This window comes from Bacteroides sp. BFG-606, from assembly GCF_024788145.1.
GTDB lineage: Bacteria > Bacteroidota > Bacteroidia > Bacteroidales > Bacteroidaceae > Bacteroides > Bacteroides vicugnae.
Genome location: NZ_JANUIL010000001.1, coordinates 4,881,857 through 4,895,589, shown reverse-complemented (window position 1 = coordinate 4,895,589; position 13,733 = coordinate 4,881,857). Strand labels below are relative to the sequence as shown.

Here is a 13,733-nt window from a genome sequence, read left to right as displayed (position 1 = left end):
TATGAAGCTAAAAATAAAAAAGATAATAATTAGAATTCTGGATGTCTCATCTGTAATATGTTGTTTGATGGGATTGATGTTTCTAGGACAGTTATTCTGTTTTACTTCATTCAAGATTCCATCGAATTCTATGGAGCCTACATTAAAAGCCGGTGACCGGATATTGGTGAATAAGATGGTCATGGGGGCAAGGTTGTTCGATGTGGCTGCTGCATTGGAACAAAAAGATGTGAATATTTATCGATTACCTGCATTGGGAGCTTTAAATAGAAATGATGTGATAGTGTTTAATTTCCCTTATCAGGAATTTCGGTGGGATAGTATCCGGATGGATGTAATGCAGTATTATGTAAAACGCTGCATAGCTTTACCGGGAGATGTTTTAGAAATTAGGGAGGGAGTTTATAAGGTGAAGGGATGTAATGAGGAGTTAGGAAATAGTAGTGCGCAGCAAAATCTTGCGGATTTGGAGCATCCGGAACAATATGGCATTGTGGTAAATACATTTCCGTATGATGAACAACTAGGATGGACTATCCATGAATTCGGGCCACTGCTAATTCCAAAGAAAGGTCAGACAACAATGATGAATCGTACGAGCTGTCTATTGTACAGGCAATTGATAGGTTGGGAACAGAAAGAGAAACTATCTCTGAAAGATGGGCAAGTATTATTAGGTGACAGCATAATTACTCGGTATCGTTTTGAAAAGAACTATTATTTTGTGTCCGGCGACAATATGGCTAATTCGCAGGATTCAAGGTATTGGGGGATGCTGCCGGAAGAATATATTGTAGGTAAGGCGACCCATATATGGTATTCAGAAGACAAAGTTACGGAGAAACCTTGTTGGAATAGGATAATGACGAAAATCAAGTAAATAATGAAAGTCAAGTTGGAATTGAAGCAAATAACAAAAAAGAATATAGCGGATGTGATAGCTTTTACAGGAGTTGTGGCAATTTTGTGTGTAGTAGCTTTTCCTACTCCGAGCGATATTCCTGTTGGCGATATGGCATATCAAAAACTATGCTTGGGACGTATGGCAGTTGTCTTTATCATTTGTTGTTTATTTTCTTTTTGCTTGAATAGAAAAATCTGTTTGTCTTTTCCATCAATAGTGACATGGGTATTGATTGCATTGGGAGGGATTGAAGCTATCTGGGGATTGAGACAAATATATGGTTTGGCTGTCTCTAATCACTCTTTATATGCACTTACGGGGTCTTTCTATAATCCGGGACCTTACTCGGGATATTTGGCAATGATATTTCCGCTTTGCCTGCATGAATGGCTAAATCTGAAAGAAAAGACGGAACGTACATGGATAGAACGTGGAGTGTATTACATGGCATTAGGGGTTATGCTGCTGATTTTTTGTGTACTACCTGCCGGAATGAGCCGTTCGGCTTGGATTTCCGCCGCAGTATCAGGGGCATGGGTGTATGGAATACACGTTTCATGGGGAAGTAAGCTAAAGGAGATTAGAAAGAGATATAAGAGAAAAGTTCTGTTGGCTTGTATTGCAGGAGGGATTATATTTACAGTGGTCGGTTATTCACTTTTTCAGTTAAAAGCAGCTTCTGCCAGCGGACGCCTGTTTATGTGGAAAATCAGCACTCGTGCTATTGCCGAAAGCCCTGTTGTAGGATATGGAATGGGGAACTTTGTTTTAGCTTATGGCAGGGCACAGGAAAATTATTTTGCAAACGAAGAGTATTCGGAAACAGAAGAACTGGTGGCAGGTAGTCCGGAATATGCTTTTAATGAGTACCTGCAAGTAGCGGTAGAATATGGGATTCCTTTTTTATTTGTAGTTTTATTGATAATTGCATTTTGTCTTTGGAAGGGGAGTAGTGAAGGACGAACAGGTCTTTGTGGAGGGGTAATTGCGGTTTTAGTATTTGCCTTTTCTTCTTATCCGATGCAGATTCCAGGATTTGCTGTGACATTTTGTTTCCTGCTGGCTGCTTGTGTTATTGGACGCTTGAAGATTATATTATTGCTTTTTATTTCGATAATAGCTCTATTGGGAACATATTATTGGAAAAACAATCAATATGCTGTATGCAAGGATTGGTATCATAGCAAAATGCTTTATAATATCGGAGCATACCAATCTGCTAAAGAAGCATATGGAAAGTTGTATTCCGAATTGAAGAATAGGGGAGCCTTTCTTTTTGAATATGGGTATTGTTTGCATAAATTGAAACAATATGATAGTTCGACTCTAGTTCTGGAAGAAGCAATGAAGCACAGTTGCGACCCAATGATCTTAAATATTATAGGTAAGAACTATCAGGCAGTAGGAAAGTATGAGAAAGCGGAAGAGAGTCTGATTCGATCTACGCATCGGCTTCCGGGACGAATTTATCCATATTATCTTCTGGCAAAACTGTATGTGGAGCCGAAATACCAACAACCTGAAAAATTAAAGCGTATGGTTGAGGTTGTATTGACAAAAGAACCGAAGGTTCAATCGACAGCAGTAAAAGAGATGAGAGTGGAAGTAAAGAAACTATTGAAACAAATAAACTGATAAATATGATGAAACACAATAGTACATGGTTATTGTCATGTCTGACATTAGGAATGCTAATAACGTCTTGTTCTGACAAGAAAAGCGATGTGGATAAACAGGAACAAGGTGTTTCTACTGTTCTTCCTGATTCAAAGAATGAAGTTACTACTCAAATACTAAAGAAACGTGATTTTCATCACGAATTGGTCAGTAACGGTAAGGTAAGTGCTCTTGGGCAGGTTGATCTCCGTTTTGAAACAGGGGAGGTGATTGCTCATATTTATGTCAAGAATGGCGATCGGGTTCGTAAAGGGCAAAAGTTGGCTGAACTGGATAAATTTCGTCTGGAGCAAAAATTGTCTCAAACGGAAGATGCTTTGTTGAAAGCCGAATTGGAACTGAAAGATGTGCTTATTGGACAGGGATATACTTCCGAGGACTTCAGTAAGGTTCCTGCAGAAACAATGAGACTTGCGAAAGTGAAGAGCGGGTATGAGCAGTCGAGATCTCAATATGAATTAATGAAAAGAGAAACAGAACATGCTACACTGGTTGCTCCTTTCGATGGAATAGTGGCTAATCTGTTTTCTAAACCATATAATTTAGCTAATACTTCCGAGGTATTTTGTACGGTTATTGATAATCGAAGGATGGAAGCAGATTTTACAGTGTTGGAGAATGAGTTGGCTTTTATTAAAACAGGTGATAAAGTGATGATTACTCCTTATGCCGGAGGAGGTTCGTTTGAAGGTAGCGTATCCGAAATAAATCCGTTGGTAGATTCGAACGGAATGGTAAAGGTGAAGGCTATAATAAATGGACAGGGAAAGTTATTTAGTGGTATGAACGTAAGAGTAAGTGTCAAAAGAAGTTTAGGGCAACAATTGGTCATTCCTAAAACGGCTGTTGTATTACGTTCCGGTAAACAGGTGGTATTTACTTTACAAGAAGGAAAAGCTATGTGGAATTATGTGCATACAGGATTGGAAAATGCAACGGAGTATGTCGTTTCGGATAAATCACAGAAAGGTATTGAAGAGGGGTTATTGGAAGGAGATACGGTTATTGTGACCGGAAATCTGAATCTGGCACATGAAGCGGAAGTAAATATAAGATAATCAAAAAGGCACGGATTGCGCGGATTTCACGGTTTTTAGAATTGTGATAGTATACAACAACAGTGTAATCTGTGTAATCCGTGCCAAAATCGAGTAATTATGATAAAATTTTTAATTCAACGTCCTATCGCTGTATTGATGGCTTTTACTGCCTGCTTTATAATCGGGTTGGTGACATATAGTACTTTGCCTATATCGTTGCTTCCGAATATTGCCATTCCGGAGATAACAATACAGGTGTCTGCCGCCAATACCTCTGCTCGTGAACTGGAAAATACGATTGTGAAGCCTTTGCGAAGCCAACTGATTCAGGTGTCTACATTAAAAGATATTCATAGTGAATCAAGGGATGGAGCAGGTATTATCCGTCTATCTTTTGAGTTCGGCACTAATACGGATCTTGCCTTTATAGAGGTCAATGAAAAAATAGACGCTGCAATGAATTACCTTCCAAAGAATACTGAACGCCCGAAAGTTATCAAGGCAAGTGCAACGGACATTCCTGTGTTTTACCTGAATCTGACCTTGAAGAATGATAGTGCTTATAGCACTACAGGAGAGCAGGCTTTCCTTGATTTGTGTGAGTTTGCCGAGTCGGTAATCAAACGCAGGATAGAACAGCTTGAGGAAGTGGCCATGGTAGATGTGACCGGATTGGTGGAACGTCAGGTACAGATTGTACCCGATGAGGATAAGTTGGCCATGATGGGACTTTCTATTGAAGATATTGAATCGGCCTTGGCTGCCAATAATGTGGAGCCGGGCAGTATGACAGTGCGTGACGGATACTATGAATACAATATAAAATTCTCTTCTTTGCTACGTACTGCGGAAGATGTGGGAAATATATATCTGCGCAAAGGAGACCGCATTATCCAATTAAAGGATTTCTGTAAAGTTAGTATCGTACCTGTAAAAGAAAAAGGCGTATCTGTATCGAATGGAAAAAGGGCGGTGACACTGGCTGTTATTAAACAGGCGGATGAGAATATGGATAAGATGAAACAGTCTTTGGTAAGGACGATGGAGCATTTTAGGCGGTTATATCCTGATATTGACTTCAATATCAGTCGTAACCAGACGGAGCTACTGGACTACACCATCTCAAATCTGCAACAGAATCTTACTTTAGGTTTTTTCTTTATCTGTCTGGTAGCTGTCCTGTTTTTGGGAGATGTGAAATCTCCGTTGGTGATCGGACTTAGTATGGTGGTTTCTATCGTGATTAGTTTTGTTTTCTTCTATCTGTGCAATATGTCCCTGAATATCATCTCGCTTGCCGGATTAATTCTGGCATTGGGTATGATGATTGACAGTTCGATCATTGTGACCGAAAATATTTCACAATACCGGGAACGGGGATATTCATTGCGCCGCGCCTGTATAACAGGGACAAGTGAAGTGGTGACACCCATGTTGAGTTCTTCCCTGACTACCATTTCTGTATTTGCTCCCTTGATTTTTATGAGTGGTATTGCCGGAGCTATTTTCTATGATCAGGCCTTTTCGGTTACAGTGGGACTGATGGTTTCGTATTTTACCGGTATTATGCTTCTTCCGGTGCTTTATCTGCTGGTTTATCGGACAGGTATTCATACCCGGAAATGGAAATGGCTTTCTTTTAAATTTAATAATCCGATAAAGGATCATACATTGGATCGATTCTATGATGCCGGTGTGGATTGGGTGTTCTGTCACAAAACATTTAGTGTATTGTTTTGTATTATCTCTATTCCGCTTTGTGTATTCTTCTTTTTCTTTATAGACAAGCAGCGGATGCCTGATATAGAAGAGAATGAATTGATCGCCCGAATCGAGTGGAATGAAAATATTCATGTGGATGAAAACAGGCGGCGTGTGGATGAGCTTTTTAAGGATTTAAAAGAACAGGTATTGGAGCACACGGCATCGGTTGGCAGACAGGATTTTCTTCTGAATCGTGAAAGGGAACTTTCTTCTTCCGAAGCAGAACTCTATTTCCGAACGGAGACATCAGAAACAATCAATCCTTTGCAGCAGGAAATATATCATAAACTGAAAGAAGATTATCCGCTTTCCGTTATTTCTTTCTCTCCACCGGAGACGGTATTTGAGAAGCTTTTTGTAACGGGAGAACCGGATATCATAGCCGAATTTTACACCCGTAATAAGGCAAAAGCACCGGAAGCGGGAGATATCCGGATGCTGGAACAGGAGTTATTCCGAAGAACGGGAATCGCTCCTACAGGTATTGCTTTTGAAAATCAGTTGAACCTAAGTATCAATAAGGAAAAGCTACTGCTTTACCGTGTTGCTTACAATGAACTTTATCGAGTCTTGAAAACTGCTTTCCGGGAAAATAGTGTGACTATGCTGCATTCCTACCAGCAATATCTTCCGATTAACGTTGCGGGCAGTGAGAAGACTGTGAATGAAATATTACAGGAAACATTGATACAGACTGAACCGGACAATAAAGGCAACAGAGAGTATATTCCACTCCGGGAGCTGGTGACGGTCACTCCTGCCGAAGACTTGAAGAGTATTGCTGCCGGACGTAACGGGGAATATATCCCTTTTGATTTTTACGGTGTATCGGACGGGAACAAACTCATAAGAGAGGTGAAACAAACAGCGGAAGAAATGAAGGATTGGGATACCGGTTTTTCCGGCAGTTTCTTTTCCAATAGCGAGATGCTGGATGAATTGGTGGTAATCTTATTTATTTCGTTGTTGCTGATGTATTTTATTCTTGCCGCACAGTTTGAAAGTTTTTTGCAGCCTTTGCTTGTTCTGGCGGAGATACCGATTGACCTTGCATTTGCCTTGCTTTTGCTTTGGATTTGTGGACATACGCTGAATTTAATGTCTGCTATCGGACTTATTGTTACCTGTGGTATCGTAATCAATGACTCTATTCTGAAACTGGATGCTATTAATGAATTACGTAAGGAAGGTGTCCCGCTATTAGAAGCTATACATGAAGCTGGCCGAAGACGTTTACGACCGATCATCATGACTTCATTGACTACAATATTCGCAATGGTACCACTGCTTTTTTCTTCGGATATGGGTTCGGAATTGCAAAAACCTCTGTCTATTGCTATGATAGGAACGATGTCGATTGGTACGGCGGTGAGTCTGTTTATCATACCGTTGCTTTACTGGTTTATTTATAGGAACAAGAAAATAAGTATTAGGTATTAAGTATTAGTCCAAAAATGAGAGTTATGAATAGATTAAAGAAAAGAATTCCCGTTTTCCTCTGTGCCCTCTGTGTCCTCTGTGGTGAATCCCAGCTTCGAGCACAGAAACACCTGGTATTGGATTTGAACCGGACTATTTCTCTTGCCAACGACAGTTCGTTGGAGTCCTTCCGTACGCAGAATATGTATTTATCCGGTTATTGGGAATACAGGACTTACCGGGCAAATCGTTTGCCTAGTCTGACACTGGATGTTACTCCGGCACAATATAACCGGGATATAACGAAACGATACGATTCGGGGCAGGATTTGGATGTATATCGTACGCAACAGTCTTACTATGCTTATGGAGGGTTGAGTGTGAAACAGAACTTTGATTTGACTGGAGGTACATTCTACCTGGAATCGAATCTTGCCTATATGCGTAATTTCGGAGGGAACAGTGCGACACAGTTCACGAGCGTCCCTATACGAATTGGATATTCACAAAGTCTGGTGGGATATAATTCCTTTAAATGGGAACGGAAGATAGAGCCGTTAAAATACGAACGCGTAAAAAAGGAATTTCTCTATAATGTGGAAAAGGTGTCGGAAACTGCTACTAATTATTTTTTCTCTCTGGCTATGGCACAGGCGGAATATAATCTAGCCAAAGAAAATCTGGCTTCTACGGATACGTTGTATCGTATAGGGCAACAGCGTCATCGAATTGCGGCTATTTCGCAGGCTGATTTGTTGACGTTGAAGCTGGATCGTGTGAATGCGCAGAATACGTTACAAAATAAAGCGAGTGATCTGAAACGGGCTATGTTCTCACTGGCATCTTTTCTCAATCTGGATAAGAATACGCAAATTGAATTAAAACTTCCTTCCCGTCCGGAAAGGATGGAAATTCCGATAGATGAGGCTTTGAAGTGGGGTAGGAATAATAACCCGCAATTGTTGGGCCTGAAACAGAATGTACTTGAAGCGGAACGAAGTGTGGATAAGACAAAAAAGGAATCTCACTTTAATGCAAGTGTGAATGCGAGTATTGGCTTCAACCAGGTGGCGGATAACTTCGGGGATGTGTATCATAAGCCGATGCAGCAGGATTTGGTGGCAGTCAGTGTTTCTATTCCGCTACTGGACTGGGGTGTTCGCAAGGGAAAGTATAATATGGCGAGGAATAATCTGAATGTAGTGAAGATATCGGCACGTCAGGATGAGATAAGCATCGAGGAGGAAGTAATCATGACAGTAAGCGATTTTAATATCCAGCAGCAGTTGATAGCCAGTGCGGAAGAAGCGTTGGATCTGTCCATACTTGCTTACAATGAAACAAAACAGCGTTTTATTATCGGTAAAGCAGATATTAATAGTCTGACTCTTTCTCTCAACAGACAGCAACAGGCACAACGCAATTTTATCTCTGCCTTACAGAACTATTGGCTGAATTATTATAAGATACGAAGGCTCACTCTATTTGATTTTGCTTCGAAACTTTCGCTTTCGGACAGGTTTGATTTTAACGGAGGGAAGTTGATCAAATGATAATTTTAATTTAGGCACGGATTACACGGATTTCACGGTTTTCTGATATATGATTGTACAAAGCAACAGCGTAATCCGTGTAATCCGTTCCTCAAAATTCCCATTCATATAAATAATAATGCAAAATATAGATTCTGAAATAAAAAAGTCTTCAAAAGCTTCCGCTTTCACACTGATTGTGGCTTTTGTCTGTGTGGCATTGGTTGGGGTGGCGATTATTCCGTTGCTGCCTGTCAAACTGAATCCGTCACGCACATTACCCGGTTTCACGGTACGTTTCAGTATGCCGGGCACTTCGGCACGTGTGGTGGAAATGACGGCTACCAGTAAATTGGAGGCAATGCTCGCCCGTGTGAAAGGGATTCGGGGAATTTCTTCTACGTCAGGAAATGGATGGGGAAGCGTCAGTGTGAATCTGGATAAACATGTGGATGCGGCGGTTGCCCGTTTTGAGGCTTCTACTATTATTCGCCAGACATGGCTGGAACTGCCGGACGGGGTGAGTTATCCGTATATTCAGATGCATAGTCCGGGGCAGAGTAGTCAGGGACCTTTTATGGCATTTACGATCAATGCGCCCGCTACTCCTATCTTAATTCAGCAATATGCGGAGGAACATATAAAAACACGTCTTGCACAGATTCAGGGAATTTATAGGATTAATCTAGGTGGAGCTACTCCGATGGAGTGGAGATTGGAGTATGATTCAGAACAATTGCGTATACTTGGGGTAAGTACGGATGATATTCGTCAGGCCGTCCGGTTGCATTATCAGAAAGAATTTCTGGGTACTTATGATATGGAACAGGGAACTGCGGGCAGACAATGGATACGTCTGGCATTGGTTCCCGAGAATGAGATTCGGGAGTTTGATGCGGAGCAGATAAAGGTGAGAATGAAGGATGGTAAGATCATAGGTCTGAATGAGTTGGTAAAGGTTTCCCGCATGGAGGAACAACCTCAGAGCTATTACCGGATTAATGGGCTGAATTCGATCTATCTGTCGATTGTTGCAGAGGAAACGGCAAATCAACTGGCATTGAGTGAAAAGGTGAAGGCATCTATGGACGATATCCGGTTGTTACTTCCGGCAGGATATGAAATTCATGCCAGTTATGATGCAACGGAATTTATTCAGGAAGAACTGGGCAAAATCTATTTGCGTACAGGAATGACTGTAGCCATTTTGCTTCTGTTTGTATTGTTGATAACCTTCAGTCCTAAATATCTTTTTTTGATTGTGATTAGCTTGATTGTCAATATGACGATAGCTGTAATCCTTTATTATATATTCGGATTGGAAATGCAACTGTATTCGTTAGCTGGTATTACGGTCTCATTAAACCTGGTGATAGATAATACAATTGTAATGAGTGATCATTATCTGCGACGCAGAGACCGGAAGGCATTTATGTCTATTCTTGCAGCTACGTTGACAACAATGGGAGCCTTGGTTATCATTTTCTTTTTGGATGAGAAGATACGGCTTAATTTACAGGATTTTGCAGCAGTAGTCATTATAAATCTGGGGGTATCACTGCTGGTTGCCTTATTCTTTGTTCCTTCTCTGATTGATAAAATAGGATTGAAACGAAGAAAGAAGTCTTCTTTTTCAATAGTTAGATGGAGGATTGGGAATATACATTTCTTTGTGTGGATGCGTTCAAGAATACGCCGGATTCCGGTTTATTTTAGCCGTTTTTACAGGTGGTTGATACAAGTTTTTTGCCGTTGGAGGGTGGCAGTGTGTATTTTATTATTATTGGCATTCGGATTACCGGTATTTCTATTACCGGAAAAGATGAAAGGTGATGATAAATGGGCGATAGCTTATAATAAGACATTGGGTACTTCCACTTATAAGGAAAAGGTGAAACCAATAGTGGATAAGGCATTGGGCGGCACTTTGAGGTTATTTGTGCAAAAGGTGTATGAAGGAAGTTACTTTTCAAATAATGAAGAGGTAGTGCTTCACGCTAATGCCAATTTGCCGAATGGAAGTACACTTGAGCAGATGAATACACTGATTAAACGAATGGAGACTTATTTGAGTGAATTTAAAGAGATCAAGCAGTTCCAGACATCTGTGGAAAGTGCCCGCAGGGCATCTATTCATATCTATTTTACGAAAGAACACCAGAAAAGCGGTTTTCCTTATACATTGAAAGCTAATATGATTAGTAAAGCTCTTCAACTGGGAGGTGGAAATTGGAGCATATATGGCTTGCAGGACCAGGGATTCAGTAATGATGTACGTGAGAATGCGGGGTCTTTCCGGGTGAAGATGTATGGATATAATTATGATGAACTGTATGGTTGGGCTGAAGAGTTAAAAGCAAAGTTGTTGTCTCACCGTCGGATTAGAGAAGTGACAATCGGTTCTGATTTCTCTTGGTGGAAAGATGATTATATGGAATTCTATTTTAATCTGGATAAACAGCGAATGGCAGAGGAGGAGATTGGAGCCGGAAAGTTGTTTGCCGCTATCCATCCGATATATGGACGGAATATGGAAATTGGTTCAGTGATGGCGGAAGAGGGTACTGAAAAGATAAAGCTTTCTTCGCGTCAGTCGGTGGATAGGGATGTGTGGGCGATGCAGTTTTATCCTTTTCAAATAGGAGGGAGAGAATATAAGTTGTCGGAATTGGCAACTGTGGAAAAAGGGCAGATGCCGCAGGAAGTGGCCAAGGAGAATCAGCAGTATCGGTTATGCCTGCAATATGAGTATATCGGCTCTTCGGAACAGGGAAATAAACTACTGAAAAAGGATTTGGAAGAGTTTAATGAGATCCTTCCGATGGGATATACTGCTAAATCGGAAGATAATAACTGGTCATGGGGCGGAAAGGATAATAAACAATATCGCCTGCTTTTGATTGTGATTGCTATTATTTTCTTTATTACGAGTATTTTGTTCAATTCATTGAAACAGCCATTGGCAATAATCTTTGTGATTCCTGTATCTTATATCGGCGTGTTTCTGACATTCTATTGGTTCAAATTGAATTTCGATCAGGGAGGATTTGCTTCCTTTGTTTTGCTTTGTGGAATTACGGTAAATGCGAGCATTTATATCTTGAATGAATATAATTCCGTTCGTAAACGTTTTCCGCGTCTTTCACCGCTTCGGGCTTACGTGAAAGCCTGGAATACGAAAGTGATTCCTATCTTCCTGACGGTGACTTCTACCATTTTAGGATTCATTCCTTTTATGGTAGGTTTGGAGAAAGAAGGCTTTTGGTTTCCATTGGCAGCAGGCACTATCGGAGGATTGATAATGTCTGTAATCGGAGTATTTATTTTCCTGCCGGTGCTGACGTTGAAAAAGAAGTGGTTGATGATACCTAAAGCTAAGCTTTAGCACTTGTAAAGCGTAGCTTTAGATAGGATAAAGCTACGCTTTGTATAGTCTTACCAATTATTCCCGGCATTACTGCTACCGATAAGCATCTCCACACGTTGTTTATACAGGTTTGCTCCTTCAGCAATATTTTTCCCTGCGTCTGCCGTTCCCATTCCGTAAACAACAATAGGAGTTTGCCATGACATTCCCGAATGAATGGCACTAACCTGATAAGGACGTAATAATTCGTCCGTAGTGAAACGGTTTCTGCCGCCACTACGATAGGCTTCGTATTCGGACCCCGTAGTTGTTACTACTGTCAATGTCTTGCCGGCGACTGCCGGAGTCTTGGATAGGAAAGTAAAGACTTCATCCTGCCATTTCTTTAGCAATGACGGTGCAGACATCCAATAGAAAGGAAATTGATAGATGACAGCCGAGGCATCGGAAATGATTTTACTCCATTCATCTACATTGAAAGCGATTTCCTGCGACAGCTCGTAAAGATTGAAAACTGCCACCCCTTCCATGTCACTGACAGCATCAATTAATGCTTTGTTTGCTTGGGATCCCTTTATGTTTGGATGTGCCAGCAGAATCACTACTTTTCTTAAATCTTTATTCATATTCAATCAGGTATTTAGGATGATATAACTACTTATAGATTATAAAGGTGTAAAAATAAGAAAAAGTTCGCGAAAACCAATATCTTAATTAAAAATAAAACAATCCCTCTTTGCTTTTGAATTTGTATTTTTGCATTCACGTTCATAAGGCGTTATTTTAGATAATATTTTTATATATGATAGATTTTAATCAGTTCCCTTCTCCTTGTTACATCATGGAAGAAGAACTTTTAAGAAAGAACCTGTGTTTGATAAAAAGCGTAGCCGACAGGGCGGGAGTGGAGATCATCCTTGCTTTCAAGTCATTTGCCATGTGGCGTTCTTTCCCTATATTCCGTGAATATATAGATCATTCTACGGCAAGTTCGGTGTATGAAGCCCGTTTGGCATTGGAAGAGTTCGGCAGTAAGGCGCATACATATTCTCCTGCTTATACGGAACAGGATTTCCCGGAAATCATGCGTTGCAGCAGTCATATCACATTCAACTCAATGCAGCAGTTTGAACGTTTCTATCCGATGGTGGTTGCAGAAGGAAGCGGTATTTCTTGTGGTATCCGCGTAAATCCTGAATATTCGGAAGTGGAAACCGAACTTTATAATCCATGTGCACCCGGCACACGTTTTGGGATAACGGCCGATCTGCTCCCCGAAGCATTACCGCAAGGGATTGAAGGCTTTCATTGCCATTGTCACTGTGAATCTTCTTCTTATGAGTTGGAACGTACATTAGAACATCTCGAAGCTAAATTTGCCCGCTGGTTTTCACAGATCAAATGGTTGAATCTGGGTGGTGGACACCTGATGACCCGCAAAGACTATGATACTGATCATTTGATAAGACTGTTGCAAGGGTTAAAAGCACGTTATCCTCATTTGCGCATTATTCTGGAGCCCGGTTCGGCCTTTACCTGGCAGACGGGAGTGCTGACTTCCGAAGTAGTGGATCTGGTGGAAAGTCGTGGCATCAAGACGGCAATTTTGAATGTCAGTTTCACTTGCCACATGCCTGACTGTCTGGAAATGCCATATCAACCTGCCGTGCGTGGTGCGGAAATGGGAAATGAAGGAAAATATATTTATCGTCTCGGAGGAAATTCCTGTTTGAGCGGTGATTATATGGGGCTGTGGAGCTTCGATCATGAGTTACAAATCGGAGAGCGTATTGTGTTCGAAGATATGATTCATTATACGATGGTCAAGACAAATATGTTTAACGGAATTCATCATCCTGCCATTGCCATCTGGACAAAAGAGGGGAAAGCTGAAATATACAAGCAATTTTCTTATGAAGATTATCGTGACCGAATGAGTTGATAATCAAAATGATTGTTTTGCGGTCGATGCAAAGTGAACAGATTTCTGTGAAAAAAGTAGGCAGAATGTTTGCAGGTTTACGGAAAAT

The 13,733-nt window shown here is 40.8% G+C and carries 8 protein-coding genes; 7 read left to right on the top strand and 1 reads right to left on the bottom strand.

Annotated features, from left to right (window positions below):
- Nucleotide 1: 1 nt before the first annotated feature.
- From lepB to NXV01_RS18620, 6 genes are all read left to right on the top strand, one after another.
- Entirely contained in the window at nt 2–880 is an 879-nt protein-coding gene (gene lepB, locus NXV01_RS18645; protein WP_217722082.1) for a signal peptidase I, read from the top strand.
- A 3-nt stretch (nt 881–883) separates the two neighbouring features.
- Nucleotides 884–2,539: an O-antigen ligase family protein gene (locus NXV01_RS18640; protein WP_217722080.1), complete on the top strand. Its 1,656-nt coding sequence runs from the start codon at nt 884–886 to the stop codon at nt 2,537–2,539.
- Nucleotides 2,540–2,547: 8 nt separating this feature from the next.
- Nucleotides 2,548–3,639, top strand: a complete 1,092-nt coding sequence (locus NXV01_RS18635; protein ID WP_259023463.1) for an efflux RND transporter periplasmic adaptor subunit — start codon at nt 2,548–2,550, stop codon at nt 3,637–3,639.
- A gap of 99 nt (nt 3,640–3,738) precedes the next feature.
- Complete coding sequence (locus NXV01_RS18630; RefSeq protein WP_259023055.1) at nt 3,739–6,825, top strand: efflux RND transporter permease subunit; 3,087 nt, start codon at nt 3,739–3,741, stop codon at nt 6,823–6,825.
- 23 nt (nt 6,826–6,848) lie between these two features.
- A complete protein-coding gene (locus tag NXV01_RS18625) occupies nt 6,849–8,357 on the top strand; it encodes a TolC family protein (protein WP_259023054.1) in 1,509 nt (502 codons plus the stop codon).
- A 118-nt stretch (nt 8,358–8,475) separates the two neighbouring features.
- Nucleotides 8,476–11,721, top strand: coding sequence for an efflux RND transporter permease subunit (locus tag NXV01_RS18620; RefSeq protein WP_259023053.1), 3,246 nt, complete (start codon nt 8,476–8,478; stop codon nt 11,719–11,721).
- 50 nt (nt 11,722–11,771) lie between these two features.
- Here the strand turns inward: NXV01_RS18620 and NXV01_RS18615 are convergent, their stop codons facing one another.
- Nucleotides 11,772–12,329 (bottom strand): NAD(P)H-dependent oxidoreductase, encoded by a 558-nt coding sequence (locus NXV01_RS18615; protein WP_148366951.1) that lies wholly within the window; start codon nt 12,327–12,329, stop codon nt 11,772–11,774.
- Between the two features lie 176 nt (nt 12,330–12,505).
- Between NXV01_RS18615 and nspC the strand changes: the two genes are divergently transcribed.
- Nucleotides 12,506–13,645, top strand: coding sequence for a carboxynorspermidine decarboxylase (gene nspC / locus NXV01_RS18610; protein ID WP_148366950.1), 1,140 nt, complete (start codon nt 12,506–12,508; stop codon nt 13,643–13,645).
- The last annotated feature ends 88 nt before the right edge of the window (nt 13,646–13,733 follow it).